Origin of the sequence: Pseudomonas sp. TH06 (assembly GCF_016651305.1) — a bacterium.
Lineage (GTDB): Bacteria > Pseudomonadota > Gammaproteobacteria > Pseudomonadales > Pseudomonadaceae > Aquipseudomonas.
Genome location: NZ_JAEKEC010000001.1, coordinates 1750820 through 1774674, shown reverse-complemented (window position 1 = coordinate 1774674; position 23855 = coordinate 1750820). Strand labels below are relative to the sequence as shown.

The 23855-nt window shown below is 60.0% G+C and carries 22 protein-coding genes; 10 read left to right on the top strand and 12 right to left on the bottom strand.

From position 1 onward, the window contains the following. Positions 1-205: 205 nt before the first annotated feature. Positions 206-1708, top strand: coding sequence for an exopolyphosphatase (gene ppx / locus JFT86_RS07825; protein WP_201236346.1), 1503 nt, complete (start codon positions 206-208; stop codon positions 1706-1708). Positions 1709-1887: 179 nt separating this feature from the next. On the opposite strand, the gene ppk1 is transcribed toward ppx, so the two are convergent. Both ppk1 and hemB read right to left on the bottom strand, forming a co-directional pair. Then, complete coding sequence (ppk1, locus tag JFT86_RS07820) at positions 1888-4113, bottom strand: polyphosphate kinase 1 (RefSeq protein ID WP_201236345.1); 2226 nt, start codon at positions 4111-4113, stop codon at positions 1888-1890. A gap of 18 nt (positions 4114-4131) precedes the next feature. Then, positions 4132-5145 (bottom strand): porphobilinogen synthase, encoded by a 1014-nt coding sequence (gene hemB / locus JFT86_RS07815; RefSeq protein ID WP_166221706.1) that lies wholly within the window; start codon positions 5143-5145, stop codon positions 4132-4134. Positions 5146-5352: 207 nt separating this feature from the next. On the opposite strand from hemB, the gene JFT86_RS07810 reads away from it, so the two are divergent. Next, positions 5353-6009, top strand: a complete 657-nt coding sequence (locus tag JFT86_RS07810) for a DedA family protein (protein WP_201236344.1) — start codon at positions 5353-5355, stop codon at positions 6007-6009. On the opposite strand, the gene JFT86_RS07805 is transcribed toward JFT86_RS07810, so the two are convergent. Then, entirely contained in the window at positions 5990-7225 is a 1236-nt protein-coding gene (locus tag JFT86_RS07805; protein ID WP_201236343.1) for a sterol desaturase family protein, read from the bottom strand. The genes JFT86_RS07810 and JFT86_RS07805 overlap by 20 nt on opposite strands. 116 nt (positions 7226-7341) lie before the next feature. Between JFT86_RS07805 and elbB the strand changes: the two genes are divergently transcribed. Continuing rightward, complete coding sequence (gene elbB / locus JFT86_RS07800; protein ID WP_201236342.1) at positions 7342-8010, top strand: isoprenoid biosynthesis glyoxalase ElbB; 669 nt, start codon at positions 7342-7344, stop codon at positions 8008-8010. Between the two features lie 141 nt (positions 8011-8151). Here elbB and JFT86_RS07795 read toward each other — a convergent pair whose 3' ends face one another. The 3 genes from JFT86_RS07795 to JFT86_RS07785 form a co-directional block, all read right to left on the bottom strand. Beyond that, positions 8152-8607: a YaiI/YqxD family protein gene (locus JFT86_RS07795; protein WP_201229167.1), complete on the bottom strand. Its 456-nt coding sequence runs from the start codon at positions 8605-8607 to the stop codon at positions 8152-8154. 107 nt (positions 8608-8714) lie between these two features. After that, a complete protein-coding gene (locus JFT86_RS07790) occupies positions 8715-10610 on the bottom strand; it encodes an FTR1 family protein (protein WP_201236341.1) in 1896 nt (631 codons plus the stop codon). A gap of 85 nt (positions 10611-10695) precedes the next feature. Further along, positions 10696-11595 carry a LysR family transcriptional regulator gene (locus JFT86_RS07785; protein ID WP_201231690.1) on the bottom strand — a complete coding sequence of 300 codons (900 nt, stop codon included), beginning with the start codon at positions 11593-11595 and terminating at the stop codon, positions 10696-10698. A gap of 130 nt (positions 11596-11725) precedes the next feature. Here JFT86_RS07785 and JFT86_RS07780 point away from each other — a divergent pair, with 130 nt between their 5' ends. From JFT86_RS07780 to JFT86_RS07760, 5 genes are all read left to right on the top strand, one after another. After that, positions 11726-13132, top strand: a complete 1407-nt coding sequence (locus JFT86_RS07780) for a hypothetical protein (RefSeq protein WP_201236340.1) — start codon at positions 11726-11728, stop codon at positions 13130-13132. 208 nt (positions 13133-13340) lie between these two features. Then, on the top strand, positions 13341-14735 hold the full coding sequence (locus tag JFT86_RS07775; RefSeq protein WP_201236339.1) for a hypothetical protein: 1395 nt from the start codon (positions 13341-13343) through the stop codon (positions 14733-14735). 15 nt (positions 14736-14750) lie between these two features. Then, complete coding sequence (locus JFT86_RS07770) at positions 14751-15125, top strand: YcfL family protein (RefSeq protein ID WP_011336502.1); 375 nt, start codon at positions 14751-14753, stop codon at positions 15123-15125. Positions 15126-15161: 36 nt separating this feature from the next. Further along, entirely contained in the window at positions 15162-15749 is a 588-nt protein-coding gene (lpoB, locus tag JFT86_RS07765; protein WP_103302536.1) for a penicillin-binding protein activator LpoB, read from the top strand. 3 nt (positions 15750-15752) lie between these two features. After that, positions 15753-16496 carry a penicillin-binding protein activator LpoB gene (locus tag JFT86_RS07760; RefSeq protein ID WP_201236338.1) on the top strand — a complete coding sequence of 248 codons (744 nt, stop codon included), beginning with the start codon at positions 15753-15755 and terminating at the stop codon, positions 16494-16496. A gap of 207 nt (positions 16497-16703) precedes the next feature. Here the strand turns inward: JFT86_RS07760 and JFT86_RS07755 are convergent, their stop codons facing one another. From JFT86_RS07755 to abc-f, 3 genes are all read right to left on the bottom strand, one after another. After that, positions 16704-17336: a LysE family transporter gene (locus tag JFT86_RS07755; protein WP_103302538.1), complete on the bottom strand. Its 633-nt coding sequence runs from the start codon at positions 17334-17336 to the stop codon at positions 16704-16706. 155 nt (positions 17337-17491) lie between these two features. Then, positions 17492-18073 carry a mechanosensitive ion channel family protein gene (locus JFT86_RS07750; RefSeq protein WP_201236337.1) on the bottom strand — a complete coding sequence of 194 codons (582 nt, stop codon included), beginning with the start codon at positions 18071-18073 and terminating at the stop codon, positions 17492-17494. Then, positions 18073-19983: a ribosomal protection-like ABC-F family protein gene (gene abc-f, locus JFT86_RS07745; protein ID WP_201236336.1), complete on the bottom strand. Its 1911-nt coding sequence runs from the start codon at positions 19981-19983 to the stop codon at positions 18073-18075. Before abc-f ends, JFT86_RS07750 begins: the two co-directional genes overlap by 1 nt. Before the next feature lie 50 nt (positions 19984-20033). Here abc-f and JFT86_RS07740 point away from each other — a divergent pair, with 50 nt between their 5' ends. Continuing rightward, positions 20034-20495, top strand: coding sequence for a TIGR02444 family protein (locus tag JFT86_RS07740; protein WP_201236335.1), 462 nt, complete (start codon positions 20034-20036; stop codon positions 20493-20495). On the opposite strand, the gene JFT86_RS07735 is transcribed toward JFT86_RS07740, so the two are convergent. Further along, on the bottom strand, positions 20492-21556 hold the full coding sequence (locus tag JFT86_RS07735; RefSeq protein ID WP_201236334.1) for an AlgP family protein: 1065 nt from the start codon (positions 21554-21556) through the stop codon (positions 20492-20494). The two genes, JFT86_RS07740 and JFT86_RS07735, sit on opposite strands and share 4 nt — an antisense overlap. Before the next feature lie 192 nt (positions 21557-21748). Between JFT86_RS07735 and JFT86_RS07730 the strand changes: the two genes are divergently transcribed. Further along, positions 21749-22414, top strand: a complete 666-nt coding sequence (locus tag JFT86_RS07730) for an FKBP-type peptidyl-prolyl cis-trans isomerase (RefSeq protein ID WP_201236333.1) — start codon at positions 21749-21751, stop codon at positions 22412-22414. Between the two features lie 58 nt (positions 22415-22472). On the opposite strand, the gene rsd is transcribed toward JFT86_RS07730, so the two are convergent. Next, on the bottom strand, positions 22473-22931 hold the full coding sequence (gene rsd, locus JFT86_RS07725) for a sigma D regulator (protein ID WP_201236332.1): 459 nt from the start codon (positions 22929-22931) through the stop codon (positions 22473-22475). A 176-nt stretch (positions 22932-23107) separates the two neighbouring features. After that, positions 23108-23659: a disulfide bond formation protein B gene (locus tag JFT86_RS07720; RefSeq protein WP_201236331.1), complete on the bottom strand. Its 552-nt coding sequence runs from the start codon at positions 23657-23659 to the stop codon at positions 23108-23110. Between the last annotated feature and the right edge of the window lie 196 nt (positions 23660-23855).

Below are 23855 nucleotides of genomic sequence, written 5' to 3'. Positions count from 1 at the left end.
GAAATACAGGGGCTTTTAGGTCCTCATCGCGAGCAGGCTCACTCCTACATTGGAATGCGGTCACCTGTAGGAGTGAGCTTGCCCGCGATTGACCGCGCAGCGGTCACAGACTTTATGCGCTGAATCAAGGGTTTGAACCATGCGCGTTGGCGCCAGCGTTTGATCGTGGCACGATGTCGGGGTTATCGACCGAGACCCCCTGACCATGCCGCAATCCCAAGCCAAGAATCTGTCCCTGATCGCCGCAATCGACCTGGGCTCCAACAGCTTTCACATGGTCGTGGCCAAGGCCCAGAACGGCGAAATCCGTATTCTCGAACGTCTCGGGGAGAAGGTTCAGCTGGCCGCCGGCATCAACGATGAGCGTCAACTCAACGAAGAATCGATGCAACGCGGCCTCGATTGCCTTAAGCGTTTTGCCCAACTGATCAACGGTATGCCGTTGGGCGCCGTGCGGATCGTCGGCACCAACGCCCTGCGCGAAGCGCGCAACCGCCTGGAATTCATCCACCGCGCCGAAGAAATCCTCGGCCACCCGGTGGAAGTCATCTCCGGCCGTGAAGAAGCGCGTCTGATCTACCTCGGTGTATCGCACACCCTCGCTGACACCCCGGGCAAACGCCTGGTCGCCGACATCGGTGGCGGCAGTACCGAATTCATCATTGGTCAGCGCTTCGAGCCTTTGCTGCGCGAAAGCCTGCAAATGGGTTGCGTCAGCTTCACCCAGCGCTATTTCAAGGACGGCAAGATCACCCCGGCCCGCTATGCCCAGGCCTACACGGCGGCGCGGCTGGAAATCATGAGCATCGAACACGCTCTGCATCGCCTGACCTGGGATGAAGCCATCGGCTCCTCAGGCACCATCCGCGCCATCGGCCTGGCACTGAAGGCCGGCGGTCACGGTACTGGCGAAGTGAACGCCGAAGGTCTGGCGTGGCTCAAGCGTCGACTGTTCAAACTCGGCGATGTCGACAAGATCGATTTCGAAGGCATCAAACCTGATCGCCGGGCGATTTTCCCGGCAGGTTTAGCGATTCTCGAAGCGATCTTCGACGCCCTCGAACTGCAACGCATGGATCACTGTGAAGGCGCGCTGCGTGAAGGCGTGCTCTACGACCTGCTCGGCCGCCATCATCACGAAGATGTGCGCGAACGCACCCTGACCTCGCTGATGGAGCGCTACCACGTCGATCTGGAACAAGCGGCACGGGTTGAGCGCAAGGCCTTGCACGCCTTCGATCAGGTCGCGGCAGACTGGGAACTGGACGACGGTATCTGGCGCGAACTCCTGGGCTGGGCTGCGAAAGTGCACGAAGTCGGCCTCGACATCGCCCACTACCATTACCACAAGCACGGCGCGTACCTGATCGAACACTCCGACCTTGCCGGCTTCTCCCGCGAAGACCAGCAAATGCTCGCCCTGCTGGTGCGCGGCCATCGCCGCAATATTCCCAAGGACAAGTTCGCCGATTTCGGTGACGACGGCGACAAGCTGATCCGCCTCTGTGTGCTGCTGCGATTTGCGATCCTGTTCCACCACATTCGCGGTACACAGACGATGCCGCAGGTGGTGTTGCACGCCAAGGGCAATAACCTTGACGTGGAATTCCCGGAAAACTGGCTGGATGAGAATCAGCTGACTCAGGCGGATTTCGGGCTTGAGGCTGAGTGGCTGACGCGGGTGGGGATTGTCCTCACCGTCCACTGATAACCACTGTGGCGAGGGGATTTATCCCCGATGGACTGCGGAGCAGTCCCAGCTTTTTTGGGGAAAAAGACCGGGGCCGCTTCGCGCCCCATCGGGGATAAATCCCCTCGCCACTGGTGAGTGAACGGCAGGTACAAAAAAGGCGATCCCGTGGGATCGCCTTTTTTATGGGCTGAAGGTCAGCTGCTTACCGGCAGAATCGGGCTGCCCAGTCGTTCCAGCAGCGTCGCCTGCGCACTGCGCGGGTTCTGGTTGCCGGTTGGCGTGTTGCGGATGTAGCGACCATCCGACTGCAAGCTCCAGCTGTGGGTGTTGTCGGTCAGGTATAGCTCCAGCTCTTTCTTCACGCGGGTCAGCAGCTTCTTGCCTTCCACCGGGAAGCAAGTCTCGACGCGCTTGTCGAGGTTGCGCTCCATCCAGTCAGCACTGGAAAGGAACATTTGCTCCTCACCACCGTTGAGGAAGTAGAACACCCGGGTGTGCTCAAGGAAGCGGCCGATGATCGAGCGCACATGGATGTTGTGCGAAACCCCGGCAATGCCCGGTCGCAGGCAGCACATGCCGCGTACCACCAGATCGATGCGCACGCCGGACTGGCTGGCCTTGTACAGCGCGCGGATGATCTTCGGATCGGTCAGCGAGTTGAACTTGGCGATGATGTGCGCCGGTTTGCCCTCAACGGCGAACTGGGTCTCGCGGGCAATCATGTCGAGCATGCCCTTCTTCAGGGTAAACGGCGCGTGCAACAGCTTCTTCATGCGCAGCGTCTTGCCCATGCCGATCAACTGGCTGAACAGTTTGCCGACGTCTTCGCACAAGGCATCGTCGGAGGTCAGCAGGCTGTAGTCGGTGTAGAGCTTGGCGTTGCCGGCGTGGTAGTTACCGGTGCCGAGGTGCGCGTAACGCACGATCTCGCCGGCCTCGCGACGCAGGATCAGCATCATCTTGGCGTGAGTCTTGAAGCCGACTACGCCGTAGATCACCACCGCACCCGCCGCTTGCAGACGGCTGGCCAGTTGCAGGTTGGATTCTTCGTCAAAACGCGCACGCAGTTCGATGACCGCCGTGACTTCCTTGCCATTCCGCGCAGCATCCACCAGCGCATCGACGATTTCCGAGTTGGCGCCGGAGCGGTAAAGCGTCTGGCGCACGGCCAGAACGTGCGGGTCTTTCGCTGCCTGACGCAGCAGGTCGACCACCGGGGTGAACGACTCGAACGGGTGCAGCAGCAGGATGTCTTGCTTGCTGACCACGCTGAAAATGTTTTCGCTGTTCTGCAGCAGTTTCGGGATCTGCGGGGTGAACGGTGTGTATTGCAGCTCCGGATGGCTGTCGAGACCGGTGATGCTGAACAGTCGGGTCAGGTTGACCGGGCCGTTGACCTGATACAGCTCGGTCTCGCTCAGGTTGAACTGCTTGAGCAGGTAGTCCGACAGGTGTTTCGGGCAGGTGTCGGCGACTTCCAGACGCACCGCGTCACCGTAACGACGCGAGAACAACTCGCCACGCAGGGCGCGGGCGAGGTCTTCGACGTCTTCGGAGTCGAGCGCCAGGTCGGCGTTTCGGGTCAGACGGAACTGATAGCAGCCTTTTACCTTCATGCCCTGGAACAGGTCATCGGCGTGGGCATGGATCATCGACGACAGGAACACGTAGTTGTCGCCGGCGCCGCCGACTTCTTCCGGCACTTTGATGATCCGTGGCAACAGGCGCGGTGCCGGGATGATCGCCAGACCGGAGTCGCGACCGAAGGCGTCGATGCCTTCGAGTTCGACGATGAAGTTCAGGCTCTTGTTCACCAGCAACGGAAACGGGTGCGTCGGGTCGAGGCCGATCGGGGTGATGATCGGCGCGATCTCGTCACGGAAATAGCGGCGAACCCAGGTCTTGAGCTTGGTCGTCCAGTTGCGGCGACGGATAAAGCGCACCTGGTGCTTTTCCAGCTCCGGCAACAGGATGTCGTTGAGGATCGCGTACTGACGGTCAACATGGCCGTGAACCAGCTCGCTGATCCGCGCCAGCGCTTGATGCGGTTGCAGGCCGTCGGCACCGGCCTGCTCACGGGCGAAGGTGATCTGCTTCTTCAGGCCGGCAACACGGATTTCAAAGAATTCGTCGAGGTTGCTGGAGAAGATCAGCAGAAACTTCAGACGCTCCAGCAACGGATAGGACTCGTCCAGCGCCTGTTCCAGCACGCGGATGTTGAATTGCAGTTGCGAAAGCTCGCGGTGGATATACAGGCTGCTGTCATCCAGGCCGGGAATCGCAATCACCGGTGCCGCCGCGGCGGCTTCGGTGACCGGCGCGGGCGGCGCAGGCTCCAATTCCGGCGGGGTTTCGGTGATTTGCTCCACCACCGGTTGAGCTTCTTTTACTGCAACTTCAGTGAGTCCTTCGGTATTCATCGAATGTTCCTGGGAGGGCTATTTCTGCTCTCGTAACAATTGAGCGGCGCGGACAGCAAAGTAAGTCAGGATGCCATCAGCGCCGGCACGTTTAAAGGCGGTCAGTGATTCAAGAATCACCGCCTCGCTCAACCAGCCATTCTGGATCGCCGCCATGTGCATGGCGTATTCGCCGCTAACCTGATAGACGAAGGTCGGCACTTTGAAGGCATCTTTTACCCGGAAAAGAATGTCCAGATACGGCATGCCAGGCTTGACCATGACCATGTCCGCGCCTTCAGACAAGTCCGCACCGACTTCGTGCAACGCTTCGTCACTGTTGGCCGGGTCCATCTGATAAGAAGCCTTGTTCGCCTTGCCGAGGTTCGACGCCGAACCCACCGCATCGCGGAACGGCCCGTAATAGGCGCTGGCGTACTTGGCCGAGTAGGCCATGATCCGCACGTTGACGTGACCGGCGATTTCCAGCGCTTCACGGATGGCCTGGATGCGACCGTCCATCATGTCCGACGGTGCAACCACCTGCGCGCCGGCTTCGGCGTGGGACAGGGCCTGACGGACCAGTGCGTCGACAGTGATGTCGTTCTGCACGTAGCCTTCTTCGTCGAGAATACCGTCCTGACCATGGGTGGTGAACGGATCGAGGGCGACGTCGGTGATCACTCCCAGTTCCGGGAAGCGATCACGCAAGGCGCGGGTTGCACGCTGGGCAATGCCTTCGGGATTCCAGGCTTCGGCAGCGTCGAGGGATTTCAGTTCAGGAGGCGTCACCGGGAACAGCGCCAGCGCCGGAATTCCCAGTTCGACCCATTTCGCCGCTTCTTCAAGCAGCAGGTCGATGGTCAAGCGCTCTACACCCGGCATCGACGCCACGGCTTCGCGGCGGTTTTCACCGTCGAGCACGAACACCGGCAGGATCAGGTCATCGACCGTCAGCACATTTTCCCGCACCAGCCGCCGCGAAAAATCATCACGGCGATTGCGGCGCAGGCGAGTGGCTGGGAACAAACGGTTGGCAGGGGTAAAGCTCACGGCAGACTCCTGAGCCCGCGTAAACGGGCGAGCGTGACAGTTATAGACGGCCATTATGACTAACAGATGACAGTTGTGTGAGACCCGTGACATGTAGCCGCATTCCATTCTCAGTGTAGGAATTGTTCACGTCGAGACACATTTGGACACTTTCATGAATGTGTCCGAAGGGTTAGGCTGCGCGTTCATTTCGCCAGCACCCAGACAATGCTCCAACAATTTCTGCATGACTTTGGCTACTTTGCCTTGTTTCTTGGCACATTCTTCGAAGGCGAAACCATCCTGGTGCTCGCGGGCTTCCTCGCGTTCCGTGGATACATGGACATTAACCTGGTGGTGGTCGTGGCGTTCTTCGGCAGCTATGCCGGGGATCAGCTGTGGTACTTCCTCGGCCGCAAACACGGGCGCAAGTTGCTGGCGCGCAAACCGCGCTGGCAGATGATGGGCGACCGCGCGCTGGAGCACATCCGCAAGCATCCGGACATCTGGGTCCTGAGCTTCCGCTTCGTTTACGGCTTGCGCACGGTGATGCCGGTGGCCATCGGCCTATCAGGTTATCCACCGGGACGTTATCTGCTGCTCAACGGCATTGGCGCCGCCATCTGGGCCACTGCGCTGGCCGCCGCGGCTTACCACTTCGGCGCGGTGCTGGAAGGCATGCTCGGCAGTATCAAGAAGTACGAGTTGTGGGTACTCGGCGCCCTGCTGATACTCGGCGTTGGCCTGTGGCTGCGTCGCCGCTTCAAGAATGCCCGTCTGGCGAAACAGGTTTATCAGGACGAGCAAATTGCCAAAGCGGCCAAGGCTGAGCAGTTGAAAGCCGAACAGGCCAACCCGGCCGAACCTAAGACGCCAGCCGAGTAACTCGCTGGCGACTGACATACAGCGCGCCCACACTGAGCAGGCTGTAACCGAGTAAACCAGCCCATATCACCGGGCTGGCCGGCCATAGCCCGACCAGCGGCGCCAGCCACACCAACGGCAGGTTCAACGCCAATCGCAGCAGTTCTACCTTCAGCGCCCACGGGCGATTCTCCAGGGCCACGCCCAACGCAAACACGCCAAATGCCACTGCGCCCCAACCGAGCACCAGCGCAGCGGTCGGAAGGCTTCGTTCCAGATTCATCAGATAACTGCCCAGCGCGATATACACGCAGAACTGCAGCGCCACGTACCACTGCTGTCGACGCTCAAGCGGCACGTCAAATTTACGGAACCGGGTCAGATCCGGCTTGCTCATCGGATACTTCGCCGCGACGTCCGCCGGCCGCCACCCAGTGCGCATGAACCAGATCCGCAGCTTGTCCCGGCGGCTCTCAGTCCGCCGCGCGTCATCCCACAACTGCGCATAAAACTGCAGATTGGCCCACAGCGGATTCCAGCTCGCCAGCGGCGTGGTCACGCCGAAAATCACCGGTTCGTTATCGTCCTCTTCCTGAAACGTGCCGAACAGCCGATCCCAAAGAATGAACACCCCGCCGTAGTTGCGATCCATGTAGAGAGCGTTCTGTGCATGGTGAGCCCGGTGATTGGATGGCGTGACAAAGCACCACTCGAACCAGCCGAGCTTGGGAATGTGTTTGGTGTGCACCCAGAACTGATAGAGCAGGTTCAGCGCCGCGACACTGACGAACACCAGCAGCGGCACGCCGAGCACAGCCATCGGCAGATAGAAAATCCAGCCCAGCAGAAACCCGCTGCTGGTCTGGCGCAAGGCGGTGGAGAGGTTGTACTCCTCGCTCTGGTGATGCACCGAATGCGCCGCCCAGAGGATGTTGCGCTCATGGCCCAGACGGTGCAGCCAGTAGTAACAGAAGTCGTAGAGGACGAAAGCAAATGCCCAGACCCAGAAGCTGTCCGCCGACAATCTGAACAGCGCCAGATGCTCAAGGGTAAAGGCATAGGTCACCAGGCCAACGCCCTTGGTCAGCAAGCCCGTGGTGGTCGACAACACACCGGTGCTGATGCTGTTCACCGCGTCGGCCAGGCGATAGTTGCTCACCCCGCGCCAGCGGTCGGCTAACAGCTCGAACGCAATCAACACGAGGAAAAACGGCACTGCATACAGAATGAAGTCCATGACGCGCCCCGCTCACAATCGTATGGAACAGATCCTAGGCTCAGCGCCCGATTAACCCTATGGCAACGCGCGACAAATTAGTGGACATTTAGCGCCATGAATCTGGAGAGAAACCCATGAGCAAAAAAGTTGCAGTGATCCTGTCCGGCAGTGGCGTATACGACGGCGCCGAGATCCATGAAAGCGTCATCACCTTGCTGCGCCTCGATCAACGCGGCGCGCAGGTGCAGTGCTTCGCGCCGAACATCGCGCAATTGCACGTGATCAATCACCTGACCGGTGAAGAGATGCCCGAGTCGCGCAACGTGCTGGTGGAATCGGCACGCATCGCTCGCGGCAACATCAAGGACATCCGCGACGCCGATGTCGACGACTTCGATGCGCTGATCGTGCCGGGTGGTTTTGGCGCAGCGAAAAACCTCTCGAACTTCGCCGTCGAAGGTGCTGGTTGCAGCGTGCAGCCTGAGGTTCTGGCGTTGGCCGAAGCGTTCGCCGAAGCGGGCAAACCGGTCGGCCTGATGTGCATCTCGCCGGCACTCGCGGCAAAAATCTACGGCCCTGGCGTGACCTGCACCATCGGCAACGATGCCGACACCGCCACGGCGATGAACAAGATGGGCGCGACCCACGAAGACTGCGCCGTCAGCGACATCATCGAAGACAAGGCCCGCAAACTGGTGACCACGCCTGCCTACATGCTGGCGCAGAACATCAGCGAAGCGGCGTCGGGGATCAATAAACTGGTCGACCGCGTCCTCGAACTGACCCACGAAAACGACGCCTGAGCGAAATTGCTGAAATCCTTTGTGGCGAGGGGATTTATCCCCGATGGCCTGCGCAGCAGGCCCCCATCTTTTCAAGATCAAGAGGGGCCTGCTGCGCAAGCCAACGGGGATAAATCCCCTCGCCACAGGGATCCGGTTGAATCAGGGTTTGCGGGTCAGACGCGTCAGAATCCGGTCCAGCGCATTGGCGAACGCCTGCTTCTCGCGATCGCCGAACGGCGCAGGCCCGCCGCTCATCTGGCCCTGCTCCCGCAGGTCGGTGAACAGGTTGCGTACCGCCAACCGTTCGCCCATGTTCTGCGCATCAAACTCCTTGCCGCGCGGATCCAGCGCCGCCACGCCCTTCTTCACCAGCCGATCCGCCAGCGGGATATCGCTGCAAATCACCAGCTCACCGGGCACCGCGTGTTCGACCAGATAATCGTCCGCCGCATCCGGGCCGCTCGGCACCACGATCAGTTTGACGATGGCCAGCCCCGGTTTGGTCTGCGGTTGCCCGGCCACCAGCACCACTTCGAACTGACGCTTGAGGGCGAACTTCACCACCAGATCCTTCGCCTGCCGAGGGCAGGCGTCAGCATCGATCCATACACGCATAGTCTTTCCTCTTCCCAAAAAGCATCGCGGGCAAGCCCGCTCCCACAGGTTACGCGCAAATCCTGAGGGTGCGGGCTCGCCCGCGATTGTGAGCGCAGCGAATGCTGTTAAGCGGCTACCCGCTTCTTCTCGGCCACCCAACTACGCCCGTACAGCACAACAATCGCCAGAATCGCCACCGCCTGCGCCGTCAGCGAATACGCATCGGCGTGAATCCCCAGCCAATCGAACTCGAAGAATGCCACCGGCCGCGTGCCGAAGATCCCGGCTTCCTGCAACGCCTTCACGCCATGCCCGGCAAACACCACCGATAGCGCGCACAGCAGCGCAGCATTGATGCTGAAGAACAGCGTCAGCGGCAGTTTCGCCGAACCGCGCAGAATCACCCACGCCAGACCGACCAGCAGCACCAGCGCCGTCGCACCACCGGCGAGCACTGCGTCATGCCCGGCAGGACCGGCCTGCAACCACAGGGTTTCGTAGAACAGGATCACTTCGAACAGTTCGCGGTAGACCGAGAAGAACGCCAGAATCGCAAAGCCGAAACGTCCGCCGCCGCCCACCAGGCTGCTCTTGATGTAATCCTGCCAGGCCGCGGCGTGGCGACGGTCGTGCATCCACACGCCGAGCCACAACACCATGACACTGGCGAACAGCGCCGTAGCACCTTCAAGCAATTCGCGCTGCGAACCGCTGACATCGATCACATACGCCGCCAGCGCCCAGGTGCCCAGGCCGGCCAGCAACGCCAGGCCCCAACCAACGTTGACGCTGCGCACTGCCGATTGCTGACCGGTGTTGCGCAGGAACGCGAGGATCGCCGCCAGCACCAGAATCGCTTCCAGACCTTCACGCAGCAGAATCAGCAGACCGGAAATGTAGCTCAGCGACCAGCTCAGGCCATCGCTGCCGAGCAGGCCGGCGGACTCTTTGAGCTTGGCTTTCGCCGCGTCCAGACGTTGCTCGGCTTGCTCGACCGGCAGGCCGTCCTGCAACGACTGCCGGTAAGCCATCAGCGACTTCTCGGTGTCCTTGCGCACGTTGGCATCAACGTTATCCAGCGAACTTTCAACCAGTTCGAAACCTTCCAGATACGCCGCCACCGACAGGTCGTAGGCCTGATCGTGCTCACCGGCACGGTAAGCAGCGAGGCTCTTGTCCAGGGTCGCGGCGGTGTAGTCGAGCAGTTGCGCCGGGCCGCGTTTGACCTGCGGCGGCTGTGCACGCTGGGCGCGGAAGGTCGCAGCGGCTTGCGCGCCGTCGGCGGCCTGGACTTCGGCCGGCGTCTGGCGGGCCAGATCGGCAATGTTATAGGTTTTCTCGGAGGTGGCCGCCGCGGCGTCGGCGCTGAAGCCGGCGATGTAAGTGGCCAGATCCCAACGCTGACGATCATCGAGCTGATCGGCAAACGCCGGCATGTCGGTGCCTTCAACGCCTTGGCCGAGGGTGTTATAGATCGCGTACAGACTCAGATGATCGAGACGCGCCGCGTCACGCAGATTGGCCGGTGCCGGCGTCATGCCCAGACCTGCCGGACCATCACCGGCGCCACTGTCGCCGTGGCACACCGAGCAGTTTTGCGCATACAGCGGCGCGCCACGGGTCGGGTCCGGGGTGATGATCGGCGCCTGGCTGACTTCATACGCCACCGCCAGTTGTGCGCCCAGTTGCCGGGCCTGACGGGCAACGTCAGCGCCGTCCTGCTTCGCCGTGATCGCCGCGTGCAGCGCTTCGATGCCCTGCTCCAGCGCCGCTTTCTCGGGCTTGGCCGGCATGTCGGCAATCAAGCCTTGCAGCGCCTGCGTGAACTCGAGCTGTTCGCGATATTCGGAGTCGTCGACGACTTTGCCCGCCGCGACCGTCTGCGGGTAATCGGCGCTGATGTAATCAAGCAGGTGCAGCGCTTGCGGTGCGCCTTCCACGGTATCGGCCAGCAGGTTGAAGCTGCTCAGGGCACACAACGGGAACACCAGCCAGGCCAGGAATCGGGACGAGGCAGTCATGAAGGGGTCTCAAGTGGAAATGCGAAGTTACATATTGTTCACTTCGAACACGTTTCCCTCAAGCTTTGTCGGCGTTTCGCGGTGTTTAACGCGTAGACGCCGTCAGGTTCCGGTAATGCTCGGCCATGAAATCAACCAACACTTTGACCTTCAGCGCGACATGTCGGGCATGCGGATACAGCGCGTAATAATGCCGCTGGCCGAGGGTGCAGTTGGGCAGTATCTGCACCAGCCGCCCGCTCAGCAGGTCGTCCTGCACCGTGGCCCGGGTGAATGAGGCGATGCCGACACCCGCCAGCGCGGCTGCATGCAGCGAACTGATCGAGTCCGCCCTGAAGTGACCTTGTGCCCTGACCGCCGTGATCGCTCCGCGCGCATCGGTCAACGACCAGTCGCTGCCGCCGGTAAATGCCAACAGTTGATGCTCGGCCAACTCCCGCACCTGACGCACCAGGCCATGCCGGGCCACATACGCAGGCGACGCCACCAGCAACATGTCCGAGACCGTCAGCAATCGCGCCACCAATGACGAGTCCGCCAGCGGCCCGCAGATACGCAGCGCGACATCAAAGCCTTCGGCGATCAGGTCGACAAAGCGGTCTTCGCAGGACAGATCGACTTCAATCTCGGGATAACGTTGTTGAAATGCCGGGAGCCAGTTCGCCAGCTCCAGCGTGCCGATCACCATCGGCGCGCTGATACGCAGGACGCCGCTGGGGCTTTCATGGGCCTGCCCGACTGCGATGGCGGCTTGGTCCAGTCGATCAAGAATGTCCACGCAGGCGGTGTAATACTGCTGTCCCGCCGTGGTCAGGCTGAAGCGTCGGGTATTGCGATTGATCAGCCGTGTGCCGAGTTCGGCTTCCAGTTGCTGCAGCTGCCGGGAAATGGTCGAGTGCGTGGTGTCGAGTCGCTCGGCGGCGGCGCTGAAACCGTGACACTCGACGATGCAACGAAACGCACGCATGGCCAGCAGTTGATTCATTGAAATACCGGGATTCAATTGATCGGTGAGCACGCAAGCCTAGCGCAATCCATGGTGCACCGACATCCGCAAACCGCCCCTATAATGCGCCATCTGCCCGCCCTTGCCGTTCAAGGAAGAACCCGCCTCCATGCGCCTTTGCCTGCCGACTTTTCTGCTGTTCAGTGTCCTCGTGCATCTGAGTGGCTGCGCCGCTTTTCGCAATTACGATCTGGAGATGCAGCAGACTACCGATCAGATGACCCAAGGCAATCTCTACGGTGCGCTGGCGTTGATGGAAAGGCATAACCCGTGGGAAGACAAGGATCTGCTTTATTACCTGGAAAGAGGCGCCATTCTCAGCGCCGGCAGTGCATTGCCCGAAAGCCAAGAAGACTGGCGCACCGCCGATCGCATGATTTTCCAGCGCGAAGAGGCCAATCCTTCCGGTGCCATGAAGTTGCTGACGCGGTTCGGTAATGAAATGGGCACCATGCTCGTCAACGACAAACTGCTGCGCTACGAAGGCTATGACTATGAAAAGGTCATGCTGACCACGCAAATGGCCCTCAACCAGTTATCCGTCAATGATTTCGACGGTGCCCGCGCAGATATCAAGAAGACCCATGAACGCGAAGTCCTGATTGCCCGCCAGCGCGAAGTGCAATACGAAGAGGCGGAGGCACAGGCCAAGACCCAGGGCATAACCCTGCGTTACAAAGATCTGGAAGGTTATCCGGTGGCCATACTCGATGCGCCGCAAGTGGTCGAACTGAAGAACGGCTATCAGAGTGCGTTCAGCCACTATCTGGCCGGTTTCACCTACGAAGCCCTGGGTGAGCGTGACCTCGCTGCGCCGGGTTATCGCCAGGCCATCGAATTGCGCCCGGACATGCCGTTTCTCCAGAAAGCGCTGCGTAATCTCGACAAGCCTGCAGCGAAGGCCGATGAAAGTGACGTTCTGATCATTGTGCAAAGCGGGCTGGCACCGGCTCGCAGTTCGGTGCAAGTGCCGATTCCGGTGCGACTGAATGAAAACCTGGTGATCATTGCGCCGATATCCTTCCCGGTGATGATTGCGGACGCTGTCACCCCCACCTTCAATCACCTGAACATTGATGGCCATAAACAGCCGCTGACGGTCATCAACAGCGTGACCGACATGGCCATGCGAACACTGCGTGATGACATGCCGCAAATCATCTCGCGCGCCATGTTCCGCGCCAATCTGGCCGCCATCGGCCAAGCACAGGAAAACGATCGCAATCCAGCCAAGGCCTCATTGGTGGTAACACAGAAGGATCCTCTCGAGGAGGCCGACACGCGCACCTGGCGCGCCCTGCCCGACAAGACGCTCGTCACTCGTTTGCGTCTGAAAAAGGGGCTGCACACGGTCGACGTCCCCATTTACCCCCCGGGCCATCCCCTTACCTTGCGCGTCGATAAGGATCATCAAATACTCAATCTGCGCGTGTTCCGGGATCAGACCTATTACGTGGGGTCGGCTTTCGTTGCACCTGCGACGCCTTTGCCAGAGAAAGTAACAAGCTCGAAATAAGTAGTGGCACCTAACTAGCCTGTGAAATTAAAAAGCTATTACATAGCCAGCAGCGCCCGACTATAATGCCGCGCCCTCGCTATTGCGAAACGGCATTAAAGCTCCTCTGGTTATGAGGAATTGGCAGGAGGCCAACGCCACTGTCGATGGGTCACACCAGCCCGACCAGCATCCGCGGCTGTAGTTACTCCAGGGAAGAAGTACCCCCATGGCATTCCGCGCTCCCACTCTGATCGCGCTCAGCGCCGTCACTCTGCTGTCCGGCTGTTCGGCGTTTCGCAACTACGACTCCGAACTGGCACAGACCAACCAGCAACTGGCTTCCGGCAACGTCGACGCTGCGCTGACCTTGCTGGAAAAGAACAACACCGGCCCAGACAAAGACCTGCTCTATTACTTCGAGAAAGGTGAACTGCTGCGTGCCAAGGGCGACCTGTCCGGCAGCCAGAACGCCTGGACCAGCGCCGATGTAGTGGTCGGTCAGTGGGAAGATTCGGTCAAACTCGACACCGGCAAATACCTCGCTCAGTTCGGCAGTTTCATCGTCAACGACAAAGTCCGTCGCTACGAAGGCTACGACTACGAAAAAGTCATGCTGACCACGCAGATGGCCCTGAACCTGCTGGCGGTCAATGACTTCGACGGCGCGCGTACCGCGATCAAGAAGACTCACGAACGCGAAGCGGTGATCGCCGACCTGCGTGACAAGGAATACCTCAAGAGCGAGGAAGAAGCCGAGAAAGAAGGCATCAAGACTCAATACAAGGACCTGCAGGGTTATCCGGTCGCCAGCCTCGACGCGCCGGAAGTGGTCAGCCTGAAAAACAGCTACCAGAGTGCGTTCAGCCATTACCTGGCCGGTTACGTCTATGAAGCCCTCGGTGAAAAAGACCTGGCTGCGCCGGGCTACCGCAAGGCAGCCGAACTGCGCCCGAACACGCCGCTGCTGGAACAGGCGTTGGTCAACCTCGACAAGCCAAGCAAAAGCGATGACAGCGACATTCTGATCGTCGTGCAAAGCGGTCTGGCGCCGTCCCGCGATTCGATTCGGGTGCCGTTGCCATTGCCGATCTCCAACAACGTGGTGATCACCCCACTGTCGTTCCCGATCATCAAGGCCGATACCTCCACCGCGCCATTCGCGCAGATCGGTGTCGATGGCCAGCAAGTCAACCTGACCGCCCTCAACAGCACCACCGCCATGTCCCGCCGCGCCCTGCGCGATGACATGCCGGGGATCATCGTGCGCACCACCGTGCGCGCGATCACCAAAGGCGTGGCACAGAAGAAGATCAACGAAACCAACCCGCTGGCCGGTCTCGCGGTCGGTATTTCTTCAGCCGTGCTCGAAGGTGCCGATACCCGTACGTGGCGCACCCTGCCGGACAACACCCAAGTGGTGCGTCTGCGCTTGAAGAAAGGTGAACACCAGGTCACCTTGCCGAGCGCTGTAGGTGGTTCGGTGGTCAAGGTCACCGTTGACCAGCGCTATCAAGTGATCAGCCTGCGTGCCGTCGGCAATCAGGTATTCGCTGGCGGTCTCGCCGCCCACGTCATCCCGAGCGCCGGCGCGACCAACGTCGCCAGCCTCAAACAACCTTAAGAACGGAGTCTTTGCATGCGCTTCAAACTCATCGCCGTCGCCGCCCTCGCCTTGCTGGCGAGCGGCTGCGCCACCCCGCCGCCGCCTGAACCGGGCAGCGCCGCGAGCAAAGTCGTGGCCATGGGGCCACAGAAACACATCGTCGTCGGCGCCATGCGCGTCGCCCGCGAAAACGGTTTCATGACCGTCAACGTGCAGTTGAGCAACACCCTCAACAGCAACAAGACGTTCTACTACCGCTTCGCCTGGCTCGGCCCGGAAGGTTTCCCGATCGCCGAAGAAGAAGTCTGGAAAAGCCAGATGATGTACGGCGCGCAAACCAGCTTCATCCAGGGCATCGCCCCGACGCCGAAAGCCGTGGACTTCCGTCTGGAACTCAAGACGCCTTAAGCCCGCCACCCTATTCCTGATTTAGAGAACATTGCCATGTTTGTACGCTTTTCCTGCATCGCCGTAATCGCCCTGCTGGCCTCCGGTTGCGCCAATACCTCGCCGACCCTGGGCAGCAAGAACATTAGCTACGGCGACACCAAAGCGGTTGAAACCGTGACCAACGAATTCGGTTCGACCGATCTGCAAATGATCGCCGAGTCGATGACCCGCTCGCTGGCTCAGTCCGGCATTCTGCAAAACCGTCCTGTGGTTCAGGTCTACGACGTGAAGAACAAGACCAGCGAGTACATCGATACCCGCGAAATCACCACCAGCATCAAGACTCAGCTGATGAAAACCGGCGTTGCCCGTTTCGCCAGCGACAACAATGCGATGCAGAGCCAGGTTGACCAGTTGAAGCTGCAGAACCAGAGCGGTCTGTACAAGAAGAGCACCGTGGCCAAGACCGGCAACATGGTGGCTGCCAAGTACCGCATCGAAGGTTCGATCAGCTCGATCGTCAAGCGCAGCAGCGATTACAAGGACGTCTTCTACAAATTCAGCCTGCAATTGATCGACGTGGAAAGCGGTCTGGCCGAGTGGATGGACGAAAAAGAGATCCGCAAAACCACGGAGCGTTAATCGATGCGCGCATGGATTGGCATGATGGCCCTGGCTTGTGCGTTTGGCGCGCAAGCGGCCCCGAAAGTCGCGGTGACGGATCTGGCGTATCAGGAGCGTGTGGAGCAATACATCCACATCGTTTCGGCCCAGAGCAATCACCGCGAGAGTTACTACAGCGCCAGCGGTTCTTCGAGCTACAACGAGATCGAAGCGACCACCAGCTACATCGAACAGGGCGAGCTGCGCAAATTCACCGGCGACATCAAGGGTGAAATTCTGCGTACCGGCATGTTCCAGCTGGTGCAGGGCACGCCGTACACCGCATCGTCCAAGGGTGACGTCTACGACGTGATCAAACGGATCAAGGCCGGCAACTTCAAAGGCGCCGATTACGTATTGTTTGGCACCGTATCGGACATCGACTTCACGCAGGACGTGAACGATCTGGCGCACACCGACAGCTATTCGGCGGTACTGGGCCTGACGTTGGTGGCGGATTTCAGCCTGATCAACACCAAGACCTTCGAAATCACCTCGGCCTTCACGGCGATGGGTGAAGCGCAGGACACCAAACTGGTGAACGGCCGCGACATCAAGATCTCGCTGAATCGCCCACGGGTGGTGCGTGAGGTGTCGAAGGCGCTGGGCGAGGACGTTGCCGGGCAACTGAGCCAACAGCTCGGTGGTGGTGGTTACGAGCAGCCGCGTGAAGCACCACAGCGCAACAATCTGCCGCGTGATACGGCGCCGGTGATCTTGCGCTGATCTTGGACTGAGGGCTTCCTGTGGCGAGGGGATTCATCCCCGTTGGCTCGCGCAGCGGGCCCTATTGATCTTGAAAGAGGGGGCCGCTGCGCAGCCCAACGGGGATAAATCCCCTCGCCACAAAAGCTCCCTCGCCACAGTTGATCTTCAACCGGCAGAAATGAAAAAGGCGACCTCATCAGGTCGCCTTTTTTGTGGCCGGGAGTTTTATACCGCCGCTTTACGCAACGTCGCCATAAACGCCGCCGCGCCAATGAACAGCCCGGCAAACGTGCGGTTCATACGCTTCTGCTGCGTCGGCGTGCGCAGCAGGCGCAGCACTTTCGACGCCAGTCCGGTGTAGCCGGCCATGACGACCAGGTCAACGGCAATCATGGTCACGCCGATCACCACGTACTGGATCAACAGCGGTGCATGTGGATTGATGAACTGCGGCAGTACCGCGAGCATGAACACCAGTGCCTTGGGATTGCTGATGTTCACCAGAAAACCACGGAACACCAGCGCCAGCGGCTTGCCGATCGGCCGCACTGCCGCGTCATCGCTCATGTCCATCGGCAGCGCACGCCATTGCTTGATCGCCAGATAAACCAGATAAGCGACACCGAACCATTTGATCGCATGGAACGCGGTGGCCGAAGCAGTGAGGATCGCGCCGACACCGGCACCGACAATCGCAATCTGCACAGCGAGGCCGATTTGCAGGCCCAGGGCGTTCCAGTAACCACGCCAGAAGCCGTATTGCAGACCGCTGGACATCGACGCAATCGCGCCGGCGCCCGGAGAAAGACTGATCACCCAGCAGGCGGCGAAAAACGCCAGCCATGTTTGAAGCTCCATCGCACACCTCGATTCTGAATCGTCACAGACGTCCAAGCTAATGCGGTTTGGGCCTAAAAGCAAAAGATCGCAGCCTGCGGCAACTCCTGCACAGGATTGACGTTTACCCTGTAGGAGTTGCCGCAGGCTGCGATCTTTTGATCTTGCTTCAAGACTTACTTCTCAAACCCGCTCGACGGAAACACATCAGTCCCGCGCCAGCGTCGCACCGAACGCTGGAAGAACAAACTGTTCGGCACCTGCACCATCGCACTGCCGGTGCCCAATTCCTCGGCCTCGATCAGCGTGGTGTAGAGCAGATTGATCGCCACCACCCGGCCTTTGACGCCCGGCTTGTCGGTGGTGTCCACCAGTTCGACGATATCCCCCAGGCGAAACGGCCCGACGGTGAAGATCAGAATCGCGCAGAGCAGGTTCGACAGCACACTCCACATCGCGAAGAACGCTACCGCAGCCACGGCAACAAAACCCGACAACGCCGTCCACAACACTGTGGCCGAGACGCCGAGGCGTTCCAGTACAAAGATCACCGCACTGCCCATGATCAGCCAGCGCAGCACGCCACGCAGCGGCATCAGCAGTTGCGGCGGGAACGGATAGCGTTCGCCCAACCGGGTCAGGCCTTTGGCAACGAAGCGCTGGGCGAGATAACCGGCCAGCAGGATCAGCAAAATCTGCACGCCGAGCCAGATCGGCTCGACCCACATGGCCGGCAGCGGCAGCTTGAACGCATCCATCAGGACAGCGCCTCCAGCTCCGCCTGCATGCTTTCCAACGTTTCCAGGGCTTGCATCCACGCCTCTTCCAGCTCGCCTTCGCGCACTTTCAGCTTGGCTTGCTCGGCCAGCAGATCACGCAACTCGTTCTTGCGCGCCGGCTCGTAGATGTCGCTGTCACCGAGGCTGGCATCGACCTTGGCGAGTTTTTCGTGGAGCTTGCCCAACTCGGCTTCAAGCTTGTCGGCTTCGCGCTTGTGCGGTGCCAGTTGCTGACGCAAGGCAGCAGCGGCCTGACGTTGAGCCTTCTTGTCGGTCTTGTCCGGGTTGACCGGAGTGTTGCTGACCGGCGCGTTGCGTTGACGGTATTCCACCAGCCAGCGCGCATAGTCTTCAAGATCGCCATCGAACTCTTCGACCTTGCCGTCAGCGACCAGGTAGAAGTTGTCGGTGGTGCTCTTGAGCAAATGCCGATCGTGAGAAACCACCAGTACCGCGCCGCTGAATTCCTGCAAGGCCATGGTCAGCGCCAGGCGCATTTCCAGATCGAGGTGGTTGGTCGGCTCGTCGAGCAGCAGCAGGTTCGGCCGCTCCCAGGCGATCAGTGCCAGAGCCAGACGGGCCTTTTCGCCACCGGAGAAATTCAGCACCGGCTCATCGATACGCGCACCACGGAAGTCGAAACCACCAAGGAAGTCACGCAGGGTCTGCTCACGCTCGGTGGGCGCCAGACGCTGCATATGCAGCAAAGGGCTGGCCTTGGAATCCAGCGAGTCGAGCTGATGCTGGGCGAAGTAGCCGACCACGGTGTTCTCGCCCCGGGTCAGGCGCCCGCCCAGCGGTGACAGCTCGCCGGCGAGGTTCTTGATCAGCGTCGATTTACCCGCGCCGTTCGGCCCGAGCAGGCCGATCCGCGCACCCGGGGTCAGTTGCAGCTTGACCTTTTCGAGGATGGTTTTGTCGCCATAACCCAGACGCGCATCGGACAGGTCGATCAACGGGCTGGAAATCTTGGTCGACTCGCGGAAGACGAAGTCGAACGGCGAATCGACGTGGGCCGCCGACAGCTCTTCCATCCGCTCCAGTGCCTTGATCCGGCTCTGCGCCTGACGGGCCTTGGTGGCTTGGGCCTTGAAACGGGCGATGTAGCTTTCCATGTGCGCACGTTGCGCCTGCTGCTTCTCGTAGGCCTGTTGCTGCTGGGCCAGACGTTCGGCACGGGCGCGTTCGAACGCGGTGTAGCCGCCGCGATACAAAGTAATTTTGCGCTGATCGACATGGGCGACGTGGTCAACGACTTCGTCGAGGAAATCACGGTCGTGGGAAATCAGCAGCAAGGTGCCCGGGTAGCTTTTCAGCCACTCTTCGAGCCAGATGATTGCGTCGAGGTCCAAGTGGTTGGTTGGCTCATCGAGCAGCAGCAAGTCTGACGGGCACATCAAGGCCTGCGCCAGGTTCAGGCGCATCCGCCAGCCACCGGAGAAATCCCCGACCTGACGATCCATCTGTTCGTTGGTGAACCCGAGACCGGCAAGCAGCTTGCGCGCTCGCGCATCAGCGGTGTAGCCATCGGCGCTGTCGAGTTCGGCATGCAGGCGGGCCTGAGCGGCACCGTCATGCGCCGCTTCGGCGGCCGCGAGGTCACGTTGCACCTCGCGTAGACGCAGGTCACCATCGAGCACATAGTCGACGGCAAGACGCTCGAGCGTCTCGATCTCCTGACGCATGTGGGCGATGCGCCAGTCGGCCGGCAAGTAGCAATCACCCGAGTCCGGGTGCAGCTCACCCCGAATCAAGGCGAACAGGCTGGATTTGCCGGCGCCGTTGGCACCGATGAGACCGGCTTTGTGGCCGGCGTGCAGGGTCAGCTCGGCGTCTTCTAGCAGACGTTGCGGGCCACGCTGTAAAGTCAGGTTCTGAAGTCGGATCATAATGGCGGCGGAGTCTACCAGCTTCGCTCACAACTGGCGCGAGTAGCACGATGTCCTCTGACCTGTGGAGCTTTTCCCTTGCCACCTACGCCCGCCCGGGTGTGGAAGACGCCTGCCTGCAACTGCAGACTGCGGGGGCTAATGTGTGCCTGCTGTTGTGTGGTTTATGGCTGGAGCAACGCGGGGTGAGGTGCGATGACCAACGCGTACGACTGCTTCAGGCGCTGACCGAACCTTGGGATGTCGAGGTGGTGCAGCCGCTGCGAGCACTGCGCATGCAATGGAAAGCGCAGGCAGTTGCTGATGCGGTGTTGAAGGGTATGCGCGAGCAGCTCAAATCACTCGAGCTTGAGGCTGAGCGAGCATTGCTGTCACGGCTTGAAGGTATGGCGCAGGAGTGGACGCGAAACGTCGCAGGTTCAAACACCTGGCTGGAAGGATTGGCCGGCACGGCGGCCAGCCCGAACCGCGACGCGCTGCAAGTGCTGCGCGTCGCGGCAACCGGCACTTAGGAAGCGCTGGTCGGGTTGCTGGTGACACTCGACACAGCGGCTGGCGTTGGCGCAGTCGAAGGAGTCGAGGTAGCAGCGGCAGGTGCCGGTGCAGCCGGAGTTACCGGCGTGGCAGGCTTGGCCGTTGGCGAGGTTGCCGATTTGGCGGCAGCTGGTTTGGCAGCGGCTGGCTTTTTCACGGCAGGTTTTGCAGCTGGCTTGGCAACTGGTTTTGCCGCAGCAGGCTTGGCAGCAGCAGTCGCTGGTTTAGCGGTAGCGGCTGGCTTGGCTGCCGGTTTAGCGGCAGTCTTGGCAGCTGGTTTGGCAGCGGCGGTTTTTGCAGCAGGTTTAGCTGCTGGTTTCGCAACAGCTTTGGCAGCAGTTTTAGCGGCCGGTTTGGCGGCTGCAGTTTTCGCTGGAGCTGCTTTGGTTGCGGCTGGTTTTGCAGCCGGTTTGGCAACCGGTTTTGCAGCGGCAGCTTTGGCAGCTGGCTTGGCGGCAGCGGGTTTTGCAGCGGTAGTTCTAGCCGCCGGTTTTGCAGCGCTCGCGGCAGCCGGTTTTTTCACTGCAGGTTTTGCAGCGGTTTTAGCTGCCGGTTTGGCCGCTGCGGTTTTCGCCGGGGCTTTGGCAGCAGCAGGTTTTGCAGCTGCTTTTTTCGCCGGTGCCGCTGCCGGTTTGGCTGCGCGGGTGGACAATACTTTGCCCACGGCTTCTTGAACGCGACCAACACCTTGGGCCAGTTTCAGGCTTTCCTGAGCATCGCGCTTGAGTTGCAGAATGTAGCTGCGAGTATCGGATTGACGATCCTTCAACGCATCGAGCAGGTCTTCCAGTTCTTTCACTGCGCCTTTGGCTTTAGTCTGCGCCTTGGCTTTACCGGCGGCAGCTGCGTCCTGCAATTTGGTGCGGGATTTGTGCAGTTTTTCTTGCGCCTTGCCGCGTTGCTTTTCCAGTTTGGCGAGCAGTTTTTCAGCATCAGCCAAGGCTTGGGAGCAAGCGTTTTCCAGATGCTCGAGCAAGCTGCCCGAGAGTTGTTGGAGTAAGTGCAACGGAGTATTTACAGGCTTCTTGGTGGCCGACATGGTTTACCTCCTGGCTGACGTGAGTGCGGCTCATACTAGACCTCTGCAGTTACCGCCGCTAGGTCATCTTGACAGTATCGAAACGGTTGCGTTGCAACGAAGTGAAAATGTTCTGCATCAAGTCAAAAGCAGTTCACCGTTGCAAGCGTTCGCGCTGGCATAATCCCCCGCATCTCAGGACGGAGAGTGCCCATGTCGCGCTACCTTTTTTTATCCCTCTGCATGATCTTTTCGGCCGCCCACGCTGACGAAAAAACCCCCGCGAACGATGCTCACGATCTGGCTTACAGCCTCGGTGCAAGTCTGGGTGAACGGCTGCGCCAGGAAGTTCCGCAGTTGCAGATCCAGGCACTGGTTGATGGTTTGCAACAGGCCTATCAAGGCAAGCCACTGGCGCTGAGCGAAGCACGCATCGAGCAGATTCTGGCCGATCATGAATCGCAAAATGCCGAGCACTCGACGCAGCCTTCGAGCGACGCCGCGATGGAAAACGAGCAGCGTTTTCTGACGGCTGAAAAAGCCAAACCGGGCGTGAAGGAACTGGCCGACGGCATCCTGCTGACCGAACTGGTGCCGGGCACTGGCGCCAAAGCCGGGCCGGATGGAAAAGTGCAGGTGCTGTACATCGGTCGGCTGCCCGACGGCACAGTGTTCGATCAGAACACTCAGCCGCAATGGTTCAATCTCGACAGCGTGATTGCCGGCTGGCGCACGGCATTGCAAAACATGCCGGTGGGGGCGAAATGGCGACTGGTGATTCCTTCGGACCAGGCTTATGGCGCGGACGGTGCCGGGGACTTGATTGCGCCATTCACACCGCTGGTTTTCGAAGTCGAATTGCGCGGCGCGACGAGCTGATCAGGCATAAAAAAACGGTGCGCTTGGGGCGCACCGTTTTTCTTTTGCAAGGCGTTGATCAGGCCTGAACCGAATCTTCTTCCTTGTGTGCCGTGTGCAGCACTTCAATCAGGCAATCTTCCAGCTCGAAGCGTTCATGCAGCAAGCCACCGAGCTCCTTGAATTTCTCGGCAACGCACTTGCCTTCGTCGCAAAGATCGTTGAAGGCGAGGAGCTTTTCAGTGATGACGTCGATGCGTGGATAGATCGTCTCGGCGAGCTCCAGACCGCGCTTGTCGTTGAACGCCTTGGCTTCGCCAGTCAGCTGTTCGTAGATTTCGAAGTGCCCGGCCGAAACGTAGTCGACCAGTACCCCGCAGAATTCCTGCAAAGGTTTGCGGTTATCCGACAGGGTCTGAGGCTCCGCACCGAGTTTGTCGTAGGCGCCGATCAGCTCCCCACGCTCCTGTAACCAGCGGTCGATCAGCAGATGAACTCCACCCCAACGTTCCTGAGCATTCTGACAACTTTCGAGCATGGCGATCTCTCTTCCCTTGTGGGTCATGCTGCTCTACACCCGCGCCCTCTTTTTGGCTTGGGGGCAATCGGGCAGAGCGTCATCGAGCAACATAAATCCAATGACACGTGCGGGCCAGATTATGCCCGCACGCCTATGGCTTCAAGGTACGCAGGAGATAAAGTTCATACAAGTGTTTAATCCCGCAGCGGCGTCTGGTGCGACGCTTCGCCGCTGAGCGGTCGCTGCAACGCGTTCCAGAGCAGCCGCAGCAATTGATAAACGGCAAGAATCGACACGGCGACAAAGAACAACAGGCTCCACTCCGGAATGCTCAGGTCGAACAGCGTCCAGGAGATTTCGGCGCAATCGGCACCACCTTCAAACATCTTTTGCAACGCACAGATCCAGGGCAAGCCGCTGAACAGCGTCTGCGGATCCGGGGTGCATTTGATCAATTGCAACACCGGATCACTCTGGATCAATACTTGCCGCCAGGCTGCGGTGGTGCCACCCAGACTCGCGCCCAGCGCGAGCAGCCAGTAAAGCCACAAGCCGCCACGCTTGGGGCCGTGCACCGCCGCCAGACCGCAGGAGGCGCACAGCAGCGTCAGGAACAGTCGCTGCACCAGGCACAGACTGCACGGCGTCAGGCCGACCGCGTATTCAAGATAATAGGAAGCTCCCAGAGCAAAGGCACCCGCAGTGAAAACCATGAAGAACAAGGAGCGTGAGCAGGCCAACGACATGGCTTTTCCGTAACTTTAGAGACAGGCGGTTACGGTAGAGGAAAGCGTGTCAGCCTTTCAAGGCAAGGCCCTGCCGACAGTTCACCAGAGGTGTAGGGAAAACCCGACAGGTTCAAGAGGAAAAGGTGTAGCACGCTGTAGGACTTTTCCCCAGACACCCACGGAAGGTGAATTTTCGTGCGCCAAGGGTGACCGA